Source organism: Streptomyces scabiei 87.22, assembly GCF_000091305.1.
Lineage (GTDB): Bacteria > Actinomycetota > Actinomycetes > Streptomycetales > Streptomycetaceae > Streptomyces > Streptomyces scabiei.
Map to the genome: position 1 here is coordinate 1,377,058 of NC_013929.1, position 17,978 is coordinate 1,395,035.

A 17,978-nucleotide genomic window follows, 5' to 3' on the forward strand; every position below is an offset into this window, starting at 1 on the left:
CCGGCATGCGGCTTCCCGGGATGCCCCTGCACGATCCGTTCGTGGTCGCCGACGGGGCGACCCGCACGTACCACCTCTACACGTCCAACGAACCGGCGGTCTCCGGCGTGGACGGCGTCGGCACGATGGTCTACCGCAGTACCGACCTGCGGGAGTGGACGCGCCCCGTCGTGGTCTTCCGGACCGCCGATCAGCAGGGGATCTGGGCGACGGAAGGGGCGTGGGCGCCGGAGGTTCACGCGTGGGACGGGAGGTACTACCTGTTCACCACGCTGCACGACGAGAACAAGCCACTCGTGGTGCCTCCGGCGAACCGGTGGGGCACACCTTTCCCGCTCCCGAACCACATGCGCGGCACGATCACCGCGGTGTCCGACTCCCTGCTGGGCCCGTTCGCCGTCGTGGATCCCAGCCGCCCGACCCCGCCCGAGCACCTCATGACCCTCGACGGCACCCTCTGCACCGACCGGTCCGGGCAGCCCTGGATGGTGTACGCGCACGAGTGGCTGCAGACCGTCGACGGCACCATGGAGGCCGTCCGGCTGGCTCCGGACCTGACCCGCACGATCGGGGATCCGGTCTTCCTGTTCAAGGCCTCGGACGCGTTCTGGCTCACGGAGCAGATCCCCGGCGGAGTACCGCACCAGCTCGCTCCCTACATCACCGACGGCCCTCAGCTGCACCGGACTCCCGACGGGGCCCTGCTCATGCTGTGGTCCACGTACGAGAAGAACACGGCCGGCGACGACGGCACCGTCAGCGGCGGCTATGTGCAGACCTACGCGGTCTCCCGGTCCGGGGAGATAGAGGGACCGTGGACCCAGCGACGGCCCCTGGTCCGCGAGGACAGCGGCCACGGCATGCTGTTCCACACCTTCGAGGGCCGCCTGATGATGATCCTCCACCGCCCCTTCGAGAACGCCCGCGGCAAGCTCTACGAGATGCGGCTGGACGGCGACGAACTGAGCGTGCTGCGCCGCCGCGCCGACCTCGACGGGGGCGGCTGAGCCGGGGCGGCGCGAGCCGTACGGGGCCATAACGGGCGTCTGCGGCTTTTGAGCCAAAAGTCATGATCGGGTGCGCAACGTCTTGACCCTCCGAAAGCGACCCCATAGACATGGCCATGACCAAGGACGGGCCTCGCCGGAGTCGACGCACCAAGGGGGACGACGGCAGGACCGGCCTGCAGAACCGTGCAAGGGGGAACAAGTGAAGAAAGTCAGCTCGATCTTATTCGCCACCGCGATCGCGGCGACCGGCGTGCTGTTCACGGCACCGGCGTCGTCGGCGGCCGGCTCCGAGTCGTCGGTGGGCGGCGCCGTGGCCGCCCTCGGACAGCAGAAGATCAACCTGAAGCAGGACGGCTGGGGCTCCGCGGAGAGTTGCGTGGTGTACTCCAAGACGTCCGTGCGCTGCTTCAAGACCCACGAGGAAGCCGACCGGGTGCTGGGCTACTCCCGCGCCGAAGACCCTCTGATGAAGGGCAAGAACGCGGCTCAGATCCAGGCCACACCGGCCTGCGCGAGCGGCTGGCTGTGCCTGTACGAGCACGCCAACGGGGGCGGACGCCGGCTGATCTTCAGCGACTACTACTGGCACAACCTCAACGAGTACGGCTTCAACGACCAGACGTCCTCGTGGCGCAACAACCAGGGTTCCAGCCAGTGGGGCTGGCTGGCCCGTGACGAGGGGGGCCGCGGTGGGCAGATCTCCATCAGCCCCAACACCTACAGCTCCAACCTCGGCGCCTACAACGACTGGGCGAGTTCGGTAGCCGCCTGACGGCCGGACTCCGAGCCACGCACGTGAGGGGCGGCACCTCCGGAGGTGCCGCCCCTTCGCGCGCCGCGTGCGCGGGAGGACGTCAGCCCTTCGGCGTCGAAGGCGGGTCCGGGACGGCCGGACCTTGTGTGACCGGTCACAACAGTGCGAGGATCACGAGCGGTCACCACACGGATCAGCCTCACCGGGACCACCGCACGACCCGAACATCCCGGAAGGGGAACGGCGTTGGCCACTGTCGTCGAAGCAGCCGAGAGGTCTCGGGTCTGGTCGCATCCGGAGTCCGGCCTGTACGCCGTCATGGACGCCACCGGGGCGGTTCGGCTGGGCAGGCCGGGCCAGGACTGGGCCTGCCTGGTGCCCCTGGTCGAGGTCACCGCCACCGGTCACGGACGCGTGTGGTCGGGAGAGCGCTTCATCGAGACGGCCATCGGTGAACGCCTCACCTACCGCGGGCACGAGACGGTGCGGGACGAGGGACGGGAGCGTACGACGATCCGGCTGGCGGACGCCGCGACCGGCCTCGCCGCCGACGTCACCCTGGAGACACGGCCGGGCAGCGGTCACCTGCGCTCCCAGGTCCGTCTGGCCAACGAGGGCCGCACGGCACTGAGGCTGGAGAGCGTCTCCACGGTGACCCTCGGCGGTGTGGTGGACTCGGACGGCGGTCTCGACGGGCTCACCCTGCACTGGGCGGACAACGACTGGCTCGCCGAATGCCGGTGGCGGCAGGACGCCTTCCGCGCCCGGGTGGTCCCGCTCTCCCGGGCCGCGCACGGCCACGAGGGCCGGGGCTGCTTCGAGCGGTACTCACAGGGGAGTTGGTCCACCGGCCGCCATCTGCCCGTGGCCGGCCTCACCGACGGGACCGGCCGTGCCTGGCTGTGGCAGATCGAGTCCAGCGCGGGCTGGCGCTTCGAGACCGGGGAGCGCGAGGGCGCGGCGTACGTGGCCCTGTTCGGCCCCGACGACGCGCACCACCAGTGGCACCACACCCTGGCGCCCGGCCAGGAGTTCCGCACCGTCCCCGCCGTCCTGGTCCACGCGGAGACCGGCGGACTGGACGCGGCCTTCGGTGAACTCACGGACTACCGCCGGGGCATGCGCCGTGACCATCCCGACCTCCGCACGCTGCCGGTGATCTACAACGACTACATGAACACCCTGATGGGAGACCCCACCACCGAACGGCTCATGCCGTTGATCGAGGCGGCGGCCGAGGCCGGTGCCGAGGTGTTCGTGATCGACGCGGGCTGGTACGACGACGCGCAGGGCTGGTGGGACGCTGTCGGCGCGTGGGAGCCGGCAACCCGCCGTTTCCCGGGCGGGCTGCCGGAGGTCCTGGACGCCATCAGGGCGCACGGCATGACCCCGGGACTCTGGCTCGAACCCGAAGTCGTCGGCGTACGCAGTCCCCTGGCCCGCAGTCTGCCGCCCGAGGCGTTCTTCCGTCGCGGCGGCCTGCGCGTCACCGAACACGGACGGCACCACCTGGACCTGCGCCACCCGGCCGCCCGGGGGCATCTCGACACGGTCGTGGACCGGCTGGTCGGCGAGTGGGGGGTGGGGTATCTGAAGCTCGACTACAACATCAACATCGGCCCGGGCACGGAGAACGGACAGGAGAGCCCGGGAGCCGGCCTGCTCGGACACCATCGCGCCCACCTCGCCTGGATGGCCTCGCTCCTGGACCGCCACCCCGGCCTGGTCCTGGAGAACTGCGGGTCGGGCGGTCTGCGCATGGACTACGCCCAGCTGGCGGTGGCGCAGGTGCAGTCCACCAGCGACCAGCAGGACTTTCTGCGGTACCCGCCCATCGCCGCCGCTGCCGCCACGGCGGCGGCACCCGAACAGGCCGCCGTCTGGGCCTACCCCCAGCCGGGTCAGACCCTCGACGAGATCGCCTTCACCCTCACCGGGGCGCTGCTCGGCCGGGTGCACCTCTCGGGCTTCCTCAACCTCATGACCGACGAGCAGGCCGCCCTCGTACGCTCGGCGATCCGCGTGTACAAGGACATCCGGCCGGAGGTCGCGCGGGCGCACCCCTTCTGGCCGCTGGGCCTGCCCGCCTGGGACGACACCTGGATCGCGCACGGGCTCCGCGGCCGCGGGTCCACGTTCGTGGCGGTGTGGCGCAGAGGCTCCGCGAGCGGCGACCGCACACTCGTCGTGCCCCACCTGCGTGGCGTTCACGTCGAACCGGAGGTACTCCACTCCGGCCCGTCCGAGGTGAGCGCCCGGTGGGACGCGGCCGAAGCGGCTCTCACCGTCCTGCTGCCCCGCCCCGACACCGCGGTCCTGCTCCGGTTGCGCGCGGCACCGTAGGTCGTCGGGGGCGTCGGCGGACGCCGAAGGGCCTGCCCCACCGAAGTGGGGCAGGCCCTGAACCGGGCTCGAAGCCCTGTTGCGATGTCGGGACGACAGGATTTGAACCTGCGACCCCTTGACCCCCAGTCAAGTGCGCTACCAAGCTGCGCCACGTCCCGTCGCGCGGTCCACGGTGCCGACTGTGAACGCGCAGGCAAACCCTACCCTACGTACCCCTGGCGTCCAGTTCGGGCAGGACGAGCGAGGTCCCGCCCAGGTCGGCCCGGAGGCGGTCGCGGATGTGCAGGGTCAGCGCGGCCAGGTCGGCGCAGTAGACGGAGGGGTTGCGAAAGCCTCTCCCGGAGGCGTACCGGTGGGCGAACAGCCCGCCCCCGCACACCGCGAGCACCGGGCAGCGTCCGCACACCGGCCCCAACCCGGAGGCTCCGGACTGGCGTTGACGGATCTGCGGCTGGTCGAGGACGTCGTCGAGGCTGTTGCGGAAGACGTCGAGCCCCGTCACCGGCGCGCCCTCGTAGGCGACCTTGAGGGAGTCGGACTGCTCGATGCTGCCGTCGGTCTCGATCACCGCCAGCGTCGCCGGGGCCAGCCCCACCGACTCGGTGCGCATCGACCCTGCGAGGACTCCCGCCATCAGCTCCTCGAAGAGCCGGACGCCCGTCTCCCGTACGGGGGCGTCGTACCAGCGGTCGAAGAGGCGTCGCAGCCAGTCGGCGTACGGGGTGCCGTCCCGCGGGGTCGTCACGCCATGGCCGGACACCGGCGGAGCGACGGGAATCCGCCCGCGCCGGTCCGCGAGTCCGGGAGGCGGGGCGTCCCACGTGCCGTGCGGCAGCAGGAGGTCGACACGCGGGGGGTGTGCGGCCAGCAGGGCCTCGTAGGTGTCCACGGGGTCGTCGGCCAGGTCGATCGTGCACAACAGGCCCGCGTACAGGGGGCGGTACGGGTCCGCGCGCAACCGGTCGAGCCCTTGCGCCACCCGCCGGTGGCTGCCCTCGCCCCCGGGGAAGACCCGGTGCCGGTCATGGCCCGCCCGGGTGCCGTCGAGGCTGACGCTGACATCCACCCGGTGCCGCAGGAGCACGTCCAGGATGTCCGGGGTGAGCAGCACCCCGTTGGTCTGCGCCGAGAAGCGGACGGGCACCCCCGCCTTCGCCAGGCACCGCCCGAGGATCCCGAGCAGTTCCTCCAGCCGCCGCGCCCCCAGGAGCAACGGCTCCCCGCCGTGCAGCACGATCCCGACGTCCGGCAGGTCATGGGCCGTGGCATGCTCGGCGATGCGCCCGGCCACCCGCTCGGCCACCGCCGCGTCCATCAGACGCGGCTTGTCGCGCCAGCTGGTGTCGGCGGAGTGGTACACGTAGCAGTAGTCGCAGTCCAGGTTGCAGCGGCTGTGCACCTTGAGGACGAACTGCCGCAAATACGCCTGGGGCTGGTGGCCCGGCGCGGGGGTCATCACATCCGCGCTTCGCTCGGCAGGGAGGATTCGAACTCGGCCGGGTAGGTGGCGTCCGGATGCGTCTCCTCCTGCCTGATGCGGCGCAGCACATGTCCCAGGACGCTGTTCTCGGCGACGCCGCGGGAACGGGCCTCGGCATGTCTCACAGTGCCGACGCAGGAATGGGCATGGCCCACGGACATGTCCGGAGAGGACAGGTACGACGACATGACGCTCCTTGGGGCGAACTCGGCAACAAGTAGCTTTCGTTGAGCGGGACGTACCCGCAACGGTGTGCGGAGAGTAGCAGCGGATCCGGACGTAACGACAGGAACACATACAAATCGCTAGACGCAGGTGCCGCACCGAAGTGGGCTGAGGTCACGCGTGCTTGACCGCCGCTGGATCAGAGGGTGAAGGGTGTTCGACGTCCGCATTCAACCGCACCCCGCTGTCCACCGCCTCGTGGGTCGGGTGGCGCATGTCCGGGTTCTGTGCGGCAGGTTGCAGAGCCCCACTGTAGGGCTCGTCCGTCTCGCCGGCGTGCGAGAACGGCGCACCGACGGACATGCCGGAACGCGAGGCGAAGACGGCCACGGTGCTCGTTGTCCTGGTCTCCGACGCGTCTGCCACTGACTTGTGTTCAGGGCCGAGGAGCGATTTTCCCTCAACTGTGTCGCCCAAGGGGGCGGAGGAGCCGGTCAGTTCGGCCGGGCCGCCTGCGCACCGTGCCCTGCGGTGTCGGTCAAGGCTCGCAGGGCTGTCGCCAGTGGCACGAGCGGCTCCCGTGTACGCGGTACCTCTGCGTCGCCCCACAGGGTGGGGGCATCCGGGAATGGTGCGACCTCCCCCTCGGGTCCGGGCCAACGGACCAGGGGAGTTGAGATCGTCGGCCCCGGCGGGCAGTACGGTTCGGCGGACGGGACCCACGAGCGCCGCCATCCGCCGGTGGACGCCGAGATCGTCATGGCACGGCGGGCATCGCGGGCGCGACGAGGCCCTGAGGCCGGACGAGGCCCCGGACCATCCGATCACGGGGCCTCGTCGCCCGCCCTCAAGTGACCGGCGGCTCGATGTCCGCGTCGATGGCCTGCCAACGGGTGACGGCTCGCGTCAGCGGATGGTCACCGCCGAGTTCCTTGCTCTCCCTGGCGCGCCGCTCCGCATCGTCGTGGAGCCGGTCGGCTTCCGCGTGCGCCGACGCGGACTCGCCCGAGGTGTCCTGGCGGAGTTCGACCGCCAGGTTCGAGGCTGCCGCGATGGAGAGATAGTGATCGGGGCCGAGCACGTCCTTGAGGCCCTCGTACGCCGCACGGGCCACCGTCACTGCCCGGCGGTGGTCGCCGTTCTCCGCCAGATCGGTCGCGTGGTTGAGCATGGAGGTGAGGGTGTAGGGGTGCTGGGGCCCGAGCAGTCGGCGGAATCGGTCGGTGGTGCGGGTGGACATGTCGAGCGCGGTCTCGGGCTCTCCGGTCAGACGATGGAGCACAGCCAGGTTGTTGGCGCAGGTCAGGGTGAAGACATGGTCCGGGCCGAACCGACGCTCATAGTGGTCGAGGGTGTCCTTCGCCAGTTCACGGCCTCGGACCGACTCTCCTCGGTCGTAGAGGTCGGCGCTGAGATTCGTCGCGATGGCGAGGGTGTCGTGATGGTCGGCCCCCAGCTGTTTGGTCGCCTGCTGCAAGGTGTCGCTGGTCAGCCTGTACGCCTCCTCGTACTCTCCGAGCCGACGGTGCAGGACGGCGACGCCGAGGGAGGCGCGGAAGGTGATCAGATGGTCGGGTCCCAGCGCGCGCCGACTGCGCTTCAGCGTGTCCTGCAGCAGCTTCAGTGCCTCGTGCAGTGCCCCGGCGGCCCGCAGGTCACGTGCGTAGTTCGTGGCGGAGTTGAGCGTGGCTCGCTGATCGGGGCCGAAGATCTCCCTGCGCTGCTTGAGGATCTCCCGGTTGGTCTCACGGGCTGCCTGCCGGTCGCCGAACAGGAACTCGGACACTGCGAGGTTGCCCGCAGCGGCGAGGGTGCGCGCGTGTCCGTCGCCCAGGAGCCGCCGTGTCCGCCGCAGGGTCTCCCTGTCACTGGCCATGGCGTCGGCGTACCGGCCGACGCTGCGAAGGTCCGAGCCGAGGCTCATGGCAGCGCCGAGGGTGTAGGGGTGATCCGGTCCGAGAACCCGGGCGGCCCGCTCATGGACGTCGCGGGTCACGTCGTACGCCTCGGGCAGACGCCCTTGGTCGCGCAGTGCGTTGCCCAGCTCGGTGCGCAGTCGTAGTACGTGCGCGTCGTCCTCGCCGAAGCGCGGCAGCCAACTGTCCAGGACACGTTCGGCGGTGCTGTTGGCGGTGTCGGCGTCGCCGCTGCGCCACAGGTAGCGCACGGTGTCGCAGATCCACTGCCGGACCGGAAGGTTGTCGCTCTCCTGCGCCCTCGTCGGCCACAGGTGCGGAAGCAAGGTGGCGTACCGCCGCCAGTTGTCGGACTCGTCGGGGTCCTTGGGGTTGGCCTGCCCCAGGACGGCCTGGGCCCGGTCCCGCATGGCGACCTGCTCCTCGGGAGAGAGCTGGTCCCGGAGCACACGCTGGATCAGGCGATGCAGGGTCAGCGTGTCGGTCCGCTGGTCGACCTGGGCGAGCCCGTTGCGGACGACCTCTCCGTAGAGCCTGCTCATCAGCAGGGGGTCGGAGAGGCTGGGGTCGTGCCCTTCGAGCAGTTCGAGTGCGGGGCGGCTGTTGAGCATGTCCCGCGGGATCGGATCCGGTCCGAAGAACGCACACAGCTGGAGCAGCACGGCCGCGGCGGGTGTACGGGTCTTCAGTCGATCGAGTGACCAGCTGGCGGCTGCCGACGTCGGATAATCGGGGGCAGACTGGCTGCGCAGGATGTCGGTCATCTGAGTACGGAGCATCTCCACATAGGTGTCCACGGGCATCGCCGACTCCTGGAGCGAAGCGGCGGCGAGGCTCACGGCCAGCGGGAAGTCCCCGAGTTCCTCGGCCACCCGAGCGGCTTCCGCCGATTCGAGTGATTGGTTGTAGCGGCGCAGCAGCGCGACGCTCTCCTCACGGGTGAAGAGGTCCACCTCGATGCGCGCGGCACGTTCGGCCCAGGCGGGGTTCCGCGAGGTGATGAGGATGTGGTGACCGGGGCCACTGACCGGAACCAGACCGTCCAGGTCGGCCGGCTTCTCGGCGTTGTCGTACACGAGCAGCCAACGCGCGTGGGGGGTGCCGCGACGCAGCTTGTCCAGAACCTCGTTGCATACGGCCGTCAAGTCCTTGCCACCAAGGGGCACACCGAGATGCCCGGCCAGCGTGTTCAGGTCCTGGCGGATCTGCGTCGGCTCCGCGGCGTTGATCCACCAGACGAGATCGTAGTCCGACTCGAAGCGGTACGCGTACTCGAGCGCGAGCTGCGTCTTGCCCACGCCGCCCAGCCCGTAGAGCGCCTGCGGCAGCACGGCGGTGGTGCCGGAGAGCAGACTGTCACGGAGCCGTTCGATCAGTGTTCGACGGCCGGTGAAGACGACGTTGCGCTGCGGTCGCCCGCCGATGACCTGCGGTGGAGTGCCGGGGAGCCGGGCCGCCACGGCCAGGCCGACGGCGGCGGGGCGGGTCCCCGGTTCGACCGATCCGGCGCGGTCGACGGTGGTGAGCAGCCGGGCCACGGCCTCCTCGGCGGTGACACCCGTAAGGCTGACCGCCGAAAGGGATGCGAACTCGGCCGAGGGTGCTGAGTCGTCGACGCGGAGGGCGACGACCATACCGATCTGCCCGGAGGGGTCCCGGCGGCTGGTTCGCTGCCAGATCTCGCGTGCCTGGGGCAGAGCCGTGTACTGCGGGGAGAGCAGTACGACCATGCGACCCTCGCCGGCCAGCGTGCGGTCGAGGCCCGTCGGGACGGCCGGGGCGGCCATGTCGTCATCCGCCTCGACCGGGGCGAGCGTCGCCTCGTAGCCGGCCGCCCGCAGCACCGCGACGGTCCAGTCGGCCCACAGCCGGTCGGTCGCGGCGTAGCTGACGTAGAAGTCCTTGCGCATGATCGGGGAGGTCCGCTCGTACTCCGCGCGCAGCGTCCGACGGTACGGCTCCGGCATGTTGTTCAGCCGGGTCACCCGATTGTCCGTCAGACGGGCGGTCAGTCGTTCGAAAGCAGACAGCAGCGTGCCGTCCTGTCGGCGCTCGCCGACGGTGGCGGGGATCTCCTCGTACGCGTAGCTGGGTTTGTACGGGATTTCGACACTGCTCCAGTACTGGTCCAGTTCCTCGGGCGGCAGCCAGTCCAGGAACGGGGCGAATCGGTTGCGCGCCTGGTAGCGACCGGCCTCCAGCCGGTCACGGCCGGCGTCCTCGACGCGCATGGGGACGGGGACGATACGGATGTCGCGCTGGGTGTGGGCGATGCGTCGGATCGAACGAGCCACATGGGCGGCGCCGTCGACGCCCTGCCGGCTGAGAGTGAAGCAGTCGACCACGATGTCCGGCATCACGACCGTGCAGATGCTGGCCGTGTCGCTGAGGCCCGTCCGGCTGTCGATCAGTACGTAGTCGTAGCGCGCGGCCATGTCGTCACGGAGTGCGGTGAGGAAGTCGGCCCCGCCCATACGGTAGAACGTGCCCCAGTCGAAAGTGCTGACCTTGACCGCATAGGTGTCGGGATCCTGCACCCCGGCCGGCAGCAGGTCCAGCTTTCCGCCCGGTGGCAGCCTCAGTTCCGTGCCGACGGCGTACCGGTCGACACGGGCGCGCTCCCGGTGGTCCGGTCCCTCCGGCAGACCACGTTCGCCCTGTGGGGGTGGCCCGGCCGCACCGGAGCCCACCAGCGGTGCCACGGCATGCTGGGCGAAGTCGCTGACCATCTCGATGACACCGGCGCTCTCGGTGAGTTCGGGGTCGGCGAGCAGAGGCTGGAGATAGGTGTGCAGTCCTGGGGCTTCCAGGTCCCAGTCCACGACGAGGACACGCAGGCCGTTGCTGGCGAGGATCCAGGCGGTGTTCACCAGCGCCATGGTGCGGCCCGTACCGCCTTTGAAGGAGTAAAAGGTGATGATGGTGCCCCGGCCACGCTCGTCATGGGTCATCTTCCTGCTCCTTCGCATAGGGCATCAGGGGGGAGGAGAGGCGGGTGGCGATCGGTGGCGCGAGTCCGGGTAGGCCGTGCGGCGCGGCGGCGGTGCTCAGCACAGGCAGAGGGGCGGTTGTGATCCGGGGCGTCTCCAGGGAGTTGGTCCTGAGGGTCTCCAGGAATGAGATCAAATGGTTCTGCGCCTTGGCGACCACCGCGTGGAGAGTGCCGTCGAACTGATCCGCCGCGATCCCCGGTTGGAGCAACGGCAGGGGATCCCCGGCTCCCTTCGCCCAGTTGTAGGGGAGCACGTCCCGGACCGTCGCCCAGTAGGCCTTTCCCTTGGCTCCGTCACCCGCCTGTTCCGGATCGCAGGGCACTATGGCCGCGCTGCCCGGATGGTTGCTCCGGTCGTAGGCGCGCAGCGCGCTTACGAACGACTCGTCCGAGGCCGCCGAGGCCTCCACCAGGAGGACCGCGACCTGGCCCTGTCCGCGAGCCTGGTCCAGGGTGACGCCCAGGAGATCCGACACGATCTCGGTCCGTACCGTGAATCCACGTTCCTCCAGGAGCAGGCTCGCTCTCGTGGCCAGCGGTTCCGGTGAGTCGGCGTGGTAGGGGTTCCAGTCGACGGGACTGTCCCCGTGGCACCCCGGGTCCGTCGACTCGGGGTGAGCGCTCGCCGAGGTGCGGGCGGCTACGAGCAGGAGTGCGTGACTGCCCGGCTCCGCACGTTCGGCGGCGGACGGAAAAGGACCGGCGGACTCCGGTCCGGTGATGTCCAGCCCGTTGGCCGGCAATATGCGGAAATGCTCGGCGGCGACGAGGATCTGATGCGCGATGAGGTTCACGATGCGGCGGTACTCGTCGCCGCCCGGGTCCGCGATCAGGATGCGGCGCAGGCCCCATCGGGCGTAGTTCTCGCCGAAGTCGAGGTTGTCGTACTGAATGTGGGCCGCGCCTGCCGGAACTTGCCGCACCGGCTCCCACAGGACCGGGATGAGAGCCTTCGCATCCGCTCCCGTCACCTCTCTGTGACGGCGCTGACGGTCCTCGAATGCCTTCCATTCGCGACCGCAGTAGTCGCTTCTGAAATACTCTGGACTGTAGAGGGCCAGCATGGTACGGCAGTGACCGAGCGCGTTGCAGAGCGCCGCATTCCAGTCCTGCCCCACCTGAATGGACTGTACGTCGAGAAACGGGCGGCCGAACGGCACGGCATTGCCCTTGTGTAATCGTAGGAGTTCCTGGCGCAATTCTGCGCACAGGTCGTCGTAAAAGCGCTTGACGAGGACAAGGGGTCCGCGCTTGCGCGTGTAACTCAGAAAGAAGTACGGTTCCAAGGAGCCCCCGCCGTGCCACGCTCGCGAGGTTCCTGTTACGGGGCGGATGGATTCTCACGTCTCGGAAGGTGGCCGACACCGGCGGAAGTGCACGCGGTTCGGACGCCTCCCACACCTCCTCACCCCCCAACCGGTACCCCTCAGCCATAGCCTTGGTTGAGTCGTGCCGAGACAGACGACGATACCGCCGCCCGGCCCGGCGGGCCCCTCTCGGTAGGGCCCGAATGCATGCTTCCCCCGTTCTCCCGGTCCACTCCCCCTGCTTCCCTCATGCCGTGGCGCAGCGGGGCACGGGCGTTGACCGTGCGCCCCGAGTCACACTCCGGCTCACGAGCCCCGCACGCGTCGCACCGGCTTCCCGGCCGCCCGCGCCATCGCGGTGTGCACTCTGGAACGGACATGGTCGATCAAGGCCCACAGGTCGTAGCAGTAGACGGAAGGGGTGACGAATCCCGTCGAGGGGTGGCTGCGATGGGTGAACAGGCCGCCACCGCAGACCTGCACCAGGCCACAGTCGCGGCATGTCCGGCTGAGCCCGTCGAGTCCTGCCTGTCTGCGCCGCAGCACCTCGGTCCCCAACGCGTCCGAGAAGGAGTGCCGGAAGACATCGAGGCCGGTCTCGGGCGCGCCCTCCGCGACGACCTTCAGGGAATCGGAGTGCTCCATCGTCCCATCGGTCTCCACCACCACGAGATCCACAGGCTCGGTGCCGAGCCCCTCGGCGTTCACCACGTCGCCGAGCACCCCGGAGACGATCTCCTCGAACATCCGGACCCCCGTCTCCTTCTGCGGTGCGTCGAACCAGCGGTCGAACGCGGCGGTGAGCCAAAGGGCGTACGGTGTCGGCTCGTTCGGCGGCACGGCGGTCGGGGGCCGCTCCGGTGGCACCTCGCGGTGCTCCAGTCCGGGTGGCGGATGCAGCCAGGTTCCGTGCGGCAGAAGAAAGTCGACGCGCGGTGGCGAGAACTCCAGCAGCGACTCGTACGTTTCGACGGGATCATTGGCGAGGTCCAGAGTGCACAGGATCCCCACGTACCGCTCTCTGTGCCGAGGGCTGTTCAGCAGACGCAGCGCCTCGGCGACCCGGGCGTGGCTGGGGCGGCCGTTCGCATGGCGGCGATGCCGGTCGTGCGCCGCACGCGAGCCGTCGAGGCTGACCGACACACCGACACCGTGCGCACCCAACAGGGCCAGCCACTCCTCGTCGAGGAGGATGCCGTTCGACTGCATCGAGACCAAAGCCTCGACCGTACCGGCGAGATGCTCGGCGACGACCGTGAGCATACGACCGAGGTGGGCCTTGCCCACGAGCAATGGCTCGCCGCCATGGAGGATGATGCGCACCGTGGAAAGCCGGTGCTCCCGAGCGTGTTCGACGATCCGGACCGCCGCCTGCCGCACGGTTTCGAGATCCATGACCGCTGGACGTCTGCGCCAGCTCTGGTCGGCAGCGAAATATACATAGCAGTAGTCGCAGGACAGATTGCACAAACTGTGTATTTTCAGCAGGAATTGCCGAAAGGGAGTGGCGGATAGACCCCTGGCCCCGGCTTCCCTGGTCGTCACAGTGCGCTCTCGAAGACGACATCCGTCGTCCTCGACGAGTTGCCTCGCTCGTGTAGGTGGCGTCGCACGGCATGCCCCAGCACCGTGTCCTTGCCGGCCACCGCTTCCAATCGCCCGGGTGACACTTCGGAGATGTCCACCAGCGGCGTGCGGTTCTGGCTGTTCCGAGGCGCGTCCATGCCTTGCTGCCTCCCTGAGAGCCGATGGGCGCGGAAGAGCCGCCCCGCCCGGATGTATTCCCTGTCCATGCTCTGTCAGTGCTCTTCGCACGTCCACAGAACAGTTGGCACCCGTTGACGCATACACGGGCCGTGGCGGTAGAGGACTCCTCTCCCCTCCTTCTTCGCCACCGTGGCCGAATTTCCCTACAGGAGGGCAGCGCTTCGGCAGGGTATTCCGAGGAATGCCGCACCTATCCGGAAAACGGAGTGCAGCCATTGCGAACGCATCGCTCGCAGCTCCGTCACCGTCGCCCCGGCAGCCCCCAAGGGCTGGTGCGGTACATGTCGCGTCGGAAAGGCGGGTCAGGACCAGACCGGCGGCCGGGTGCCCTCGTGCGCCGCGCGCAGGATCGCCAGGGCGTCCGCCGCGCCGACCTCGCGGGGGTTGGGGTACGCCTGTGCCGTCACCTCGGCCGCCGCTCGCTCCAGGTCGGCCTCGGCCAGGCCGAGTTCGGCCAGGGAACGGGGAGCCCCGAGGCTGCCCGTCAGGTCCCACAGGGCCCGGCCGGGGTCGTCGGCGTCCAGGGCGCGGCCCAGCGCGGTCATGGCGTCGGGCGCGGCCGGGGCGTTGTAGGCGACGACGTACGGCAGGACGACGGTGTGGGTCTCTGCGTGCGGGAGGCCGAAGGTGCCGCCGAGGACGTGGCAGAGCTTGTGGTGCAGCCCCATGGTGGTCGCGCCGAGCGCGGTGCCGCAGAGCCAGGCGCCGTAGAGGGCCCGGCCGCGCGCCGCCAGGTCCCCGGGGGCGGCCGCCACCGCGGGAAGTGCCTCGGCCATGGCACGGGCGCCCTCCTGTGCCGTCAGCGACACCAGGGGCGAGGCGTCCGGCGCGTACAGGGCCTCCACGGCGTGGGCGAGCGCGTTGACGCCGCTGGTCACGGAGAGGGGCACGGGCAGGGAGAGGGTGAGTTCGGCGTCGTAGACGACACTGCGCGGCAGGACCGACGCGGCCCGGCCGGTGCGTTTGGCGCCGCTCTCGGTCAGGCCCCAGACCGGGGTCATCTCCGAGCCCGAGTACGTCGACGGCACGGCGATCAGCGGCAGTTCGGTGCGGAGCGCGATCGCCTTGCCCAGTCCGATCGCCGAACCGCCGCCGACGGCCACACAGCCGTCCGCGTCCACGTCCCGCGCCGCCCGCACCGCCAGGTCGGCCACCTCCACCGGCACGTGCTGGCGGGCCTCGGTGAACAGTCCGGCGCGGGCGCCGCGCAGCGAGTCGGCGACCGCGCGGGCCGTCTCCGAGCCCCTCGGGCCGCACACCACCAACAGCCGCCGCAGCCCGAGCCGTTCGGCCTCCCCGGCCACCGCTGTCACCGCGGCGCCGGGGCGCATGACGACCCGCATGGGCTGTGCCTCGTACGCGAACTCCATCACGCACGACCCGAGTTGTCGGAGCGAGGAGTCTCCCGCGTGCCGAGGACGAGGTCGAACCGGGCGTGGCGGAACGGGTTCGGAATGCCGAACCGCCGGGCCAGCGCCGGGTCGTCGGTCTCCGTGAAGTCCTGGACGAGGCTCTCCTTGACGGCGAAGACCGCGTCCGAGTCGAGGTGGTCGCTGCCGGCCACGAAGATGTGGGTGGTGACCGGGGTGTGTCCCTCCGCCGAGGCGATGAAGTGGATGTGGGCCGGGCGGTAGGGGTGCCGGGAGGTGGCCCGCAGGAGGTCGCCGACCGGACCGTCCGTGGGGATGGGGTACGGACTGGGTACGCAGGTGCGGAACCAGAAGCGGCCCTCGGCGTCCGCCGTGAACAGTCCGCGGCCGTTGCCCGGCGGCTGGACGTCGGGCTGCTGCACGTCGTAGTAGCCCTCGGCGTCCGCCTGCCAGACGTCGAGGACGGCGCCGGGCAGCGGGGCACCGTCCCTCGACAGCACCCGCCCGCTGATCACGCACGGCTCCCCGCCGCCGACCAGGTCGATGTCCGCGCCCAGTTCCCGGACCGGGGACTCGGTCATGTGGAACGGGCCGAGGACCGTCGACTCGGTCACGCCGCCGCCCCCCTCCGCCTCCTTCTCCTGCTCTTCCTCCTTCTCCAGGAGCTCGTCCCGTCCGTCGCGCCCCTCGCTGTTGATCGTCTCGACCAGCATCGAGACGCCGAGGACGTCCGACAGCAGGACGAACTCCTGCCGGGTGTCCGTGCAGGCCCGCCCGGTCGCCGTCAGATACGCGATCGCCTGTTCCCACTCGGCCATCGTGGGCTCGACCTCGCGGACGAAGGCATGGAGGTGACGGGTGAGGGCGGCGAGCAGTTCCCGCAGACGCGGGTCCGCAGTGCCCTCGAAGCTGTCGACGACCGCCTCGGTGATCCGGGTGGTGAATTCGGTGCTCATGCCCTACTCCTACGACTGTTCACGCGGCTCCGCCACGGCGGCGCCGACAGCTGTCTCCCCGACACGGAACGCGCACGCCACGCATGCGACGCACGCCCGGTGCACCTCCGGCTCAGGCACGCCCGAGGATCCGCCGCACCGCCTCCGTCAGCAACCGTTCGGCGTCCAGCGGGGACACGGCCGCCCGCGCATATCGGAAGGCTACGTACCCGTCCGGCCTGACGAGGAGGGCTCCGCCGTCGGCGATCTCGCTCAGCCGTGCCCAGTCGCCGTACGGGTCCTCGTACTCCTGGCCGGGGCCGATGACGGCGGTGGCGATCTCCAGCAGGTCCTGGGCGCCGGCGGCCCGGACCCAGTCGCCGCCGCCGATGCCGGTGAGCAGCGTGAAGCGGCCCTTGCCGACGGTGTCGAGGGTGGACAGGGTGCGGGTGCCCGCGGTGATCCAGGCGTGCGGCAGCTTGGCTCCGGGGCGCGAGGTGGGCTGGTGGTACAGCTCGGGGTCGCGGTCGAAGCCGGGGTCGGGGGTGCCGTCCGGGACGACGGCCACGGAGGTCTCGGCGGAGTACCGCTGGTTCAGCTCCACGCCGTGGGCGTTGAACTCGTACACCTTGAACCCGATGGCCTCGCGGAGCCTCGCCCGCTGCTTCTCGGCCGCCCCGGTGTCCTCCTTGCGGGCCGCGATGTTGGCCCACAGCTGTTCGGGGGTCTGCGGGGAGAGCCCGTCGAGCGCCTCGAAGACGGGGGCGGTCTCGCCGATGGACTTGTTGGCGCGGGTGACGATCTGCTTGCCGATCGGGGCGCGTTCGGCGGTGTAGCTGTCGAGGAGCGCGGGGGCCGCGGTGCCGTCGAGGACCAGCTTGAGCTTCCAGGCCAGGTTGTAGGCGTCCTGGATGGAGGTGTTGGAGCCGAGGCCGTTGGACGGCGGGTGGCGGTGCGTGGCGTCACCGGCGCAGAAGACCCGCCCGTGGGAGTAGGTCTCCGCGTACATCTCGTTGACGGTCCAGGCCGAGGACGACTTGATGGTCACCGGGATCTCGTCGTCGCCGACCAGCCTGCGGACGATCGACTCGGCGTACTCGGTGGTCAGGTCGGGGGCGCCCGCGGTGACGTCGTAGCCCCAGACGATCAGCCACTCGTCCCAGGGCCGGACGCACCGGACCAGGCCGGCGCCGATCCCGCCGACGGTGGCGCCGGGCGCCAGCACCCAGTAGAGGGTGGACGGGCGGTGCGCGGTGTACTTCGTCAGGTCGGCGTTGAAGACGATGTTGATGCTGCCGGCCACGCCCATCTGCCCGCCCATCGGCAGGCCGGCGTCCTCGGCCACCTGGGAACGGCCGCCGTCGGCGCCGATGAGGTACTTGGCACGGATGGTGTACTCGTCGCCGCGCAGCCGGTCCTCGACGGTGACCGTGACGCCCTCGTCGTCCTGGACGAAGGACTTGTAGACCGTCCTGAAGCGCAGGTCGGTGCCGCGCGCCACCGCCGCGTCGACGAGCACGGGCTCCATGAGGTGCTGCGGCATGTCGCACATGCGGGTGGGGCTGGCCAGCTCGTGCGCGGCCTGGACGAGCGGGTCGTTGCCCCAGGAGCGGAGCCTGCCCAGCTCCTCCCCTGCGAGGCTGGTGCAGAAGGTCGTGTCGCCCATCAGCTGCTGCGGCGTGGCCTTCGCGACGACCTCCTCCTCGACGCCGAGGTCGCGCAGCACCTCCATGGTGCGCTGGTTGGTGATGTGGGCCCGGGGCGTCTCGGCGAGACGCGAGTAGCGGGTGACCACGATGTTCGGTACGCCGTACGTACTCAGGGCGAGCGCGGCGGAGGCACCCGCAGGGCCACTGCCCACGATCAGTACGTCGGTCACGACATCCGGTTCCACGGTGTTCACGAGAGTCGCTCCAGGGGGGTGAGGACGAGCACC

At 70.1% G+C, this 17,978-nt stretch carries 13 protein-coding genes and 1 tRNA gene; 3 read left to right on the forward strand and 11 right to left on the reverse strand.

What is annotated here, in order from left to right; all coding sequences use genetic code 11:
* Positions 1-5: 5 nt before the first annotated feature.
* From SCAB_RS05810 to SCAB_RS05820, 3 genes are all read left to right on the forward strand, one after another.
* Positions 6-1,007 (forward strand): glycoside hydrolase family 43 protein, encoded by a 1,002-nt coding sequence (locus SCAB_RS05810; RefSeq protein WP_041670402.1) that lies wholly within the window; start codon positions 6-8, stop codon positions 1,005-1,007.
* 202 nt (positions 1,008-1,209) lie between these two features.
* Positions 1,210-1,782 carry a peptidase inhibitor family I36 protein gene (locus tag SCAB_RS05815; RefSeq protein WP_012999120.1) on the forward strand — a complete coding sequence of 191 codons (573 nt, stop codon included), beginning with the start codon at positions 1,210-1,212 and terminating at the stop codon, positions 1,780-1,782.
* A gap of 300 nt (positions 1,783-2,082) precedes the next feature.
* On the forward strand, positions 2,083-4,107 hold the full coding sequence (locus tag SCAB_RS05820; protein WP_049875839.1) for an alpha-galactosidase: 2,025 nt from the start codon (positions 2,083-2,085) through the stop codon (positions 4,105-4,107).
* Between the two features lie 87 nt (positions 4,108-4,194).
* Here SCAB_RS05820 and SCAB_RS05825 read toward each other — a convergent pair.
* From SCAB_RS05825 to SCAB_RS05875, 11 genes are all read right to left on the reverse strand, one after another.
* Positions 4,195-4,268 (reverse strand) — tRNA-Pro (locus SCAB_RS05825).
* 47 nt (positions 4,269-4,315) lie between these two features.
* Entirely contained in the window at positions 4,316-5,566 is a 1,251-nt protein-coding gene (locus SCAB_RS05830; RefSeq protein WP_049875654.1) for an FxsB family cyclophane-forming radical SAM/SPASM peptide maturase, read from the reverse strand.
* On the reverse strand, positions 5,566-5,778 hold the full coding sequence (locus SCAB_RS05835) for a hypothetical protein (protein ID WP_037725394.1): 213 nt from the start codon (positions 5,776-5,778) through the stop codon (positions 5,566-5,568). Before SCAB_RS05835 ends, SCAB_RS05830 begins: the two co-directional genes overlap by 1 nt.
* A 151-nt stretch (positions 5,779-5,929) precedes the next feature.
* Positions 5,930-6,145 carry a hypothetical protein gene (locus tag SCAB_RS05840; RefSeq protein ID WP_060905933.1) on the reverse strand — a complete coding sequence of 72 codons (216 nt, stop codon included), beginning with the start codon at positions 6,143-6,145 and terminating at the stop codon, positions 5,930-5,932.
* A 457-nt stretch (positions 6,146-6,602) separates the two neighbouring features.
* Entirely contained in the window at positions 6,603-10,622 is a 4,020-nt protein-coding gene (fxsT, locus tag SCAB_RS05845) for an FxSxx-COOH system tetratricopeptide repeat protein (RefSeq protein WP_012999123.1), read from the reverse strand.
* Positions 10,612-11,949, reverse strand: a complete 1,338-nt coding sequence (locus SCAB_RS05850; RefSeq protein ID WP_012999124.1) for a TIR-like protein FxsC — start codon at positions 11,947-11,949, stop codon at positions 10,612-10,614. The genes fxsT and SCAB_RS05850 overlap by 11 nt, the downstream gene beginning before the upstream one ends.
* A gap of 327 nt (positions 11,950-12,276) precedes the next feature.
* Positions 12,277-13,515, reverse strand: coding sequence for an FxsB family cyclophane-forming radical SAM/SPASM peptide maturase (locus SCAB_RS05855; RefSeq protein ID WP_046773643.1), 1,239 nt, complete (start codon positions 13,513-13,515; stop codon positions 12,277-12,279).
* Entirely contained in the window at positions 13,512-13,763 is a 252-nt protein-coding gene (fxsA, locus tag SCAB_RS05860; protein ID WP_012999126.1) for an FxSxx-COOH cyclophane-containing RiPP peptide, read from the reverse strand. Before fxsA ends, SCAB_RS05855 begins: the two co-directional genes overlap by 4 nt.
* Positions 13,764-14,039: 276 nt before the next feature.
* Positions 14,040-15,107, reverse strand: a complete 1,068-nt coding sequence (locus tag SCAB_RS05865) for a maleylacetate reductase (protein ID WP_041668914.1) — start codon at positions 15,105-15,107, stop codon at positions 14,040-14,042.
* Positions 15,107-16,063 carry a dioxygenase family protein gene (locus tag SCAB_RS05870; RefSeq protein WP_012999128.1) on the reverse strand — a complete coding sequence of 319 codons (957 nt, stop codon included), beginning with the start codon at positions 16,061-16,063 and terminating at the stop codon, positions 15,107-15,109. The genes SCAB_RS05865 and SCAB_RS05870 overlap by 1 nt, the downstream gene beginning before the upstream one ends.
* A 112-nt stretch (positions 16,064-16,175) precedes the next feature.
* Positions 16,176-17,945, reverse strand: a complete 1,770-nt coding sequence (locus SCAB_RS05875; protein WP_012999129.1) for an FAD-dependent oxidoreductase — start codon at positions 17,943-17,945, stop codon at positions 16,176-16,178.
* Positions 17,946-17,978 lie beyond the last annotated feature (33 nt).

What these genes read in the sequence shown, in the direction of transcription:
- SCAB_RS05810 (WP_041670402.1), top strand. Translation starts at nt 6, where the DNA reads ATGCGGCTTCCCGGGATGCCCCTGCACGATCCGTTCGTGGTCGCCGAC.
- SCAB_RS05830 (WP_049875654.1), bottom strand. Translation starts at nt 5,566, where the DNA reads ATGACCCCCGCGCCGGGCCACCAGCCCCAGGCGTATTTGCGGCAGTTC.
- fxsA (WP_012999126.1), bottom strand. Translation starts at nt 13,763, where the DNA reads ATGGACAGGGAATACATCCGGGCGGGGCGGCTCTTCCGCGCCCATCGG.
- SCAB_RS05865 (WP_041668914.1), bottom strand. Translation starts at nt 15,107, where the DNA reads ATGGAGTTCGCGTACGAGGCACAGCCCATGCGGGTCGTCATGCGCCCC.
- SCAB_RS05835 (WP_037725394.1), bottom strand. Translation starts at nt 5,778, where the DNA reads ATGTCGTCGTACCTGTCCTCTCCGGACATGTCCGTGGGCCATGCCCAT.
- SCAB_RS05870 (WP_012999128.1), bottom strand. Translation starts at nt 16,063, where the DNA reads ATGAGCACCGAATTCACCACCCGGATCACCGAGGCGGTCGTCGACAGC.
- fxsT (WP_012999123.1), bottom strand. Translation starts at nt 10,622, where the DNA reads ATGACCCATGACGAGCGTGGCCGGGGCACCATCATCACCTTTTACTCC.
- SCAB_RS05820 (WP_049875839.1), top strand. Translation starts at nt 2,083, where the DNA reads ATGGACGCCACCGGGGCGGTTCGGCTGGGCAGGCCGGGCCAGGACTGG.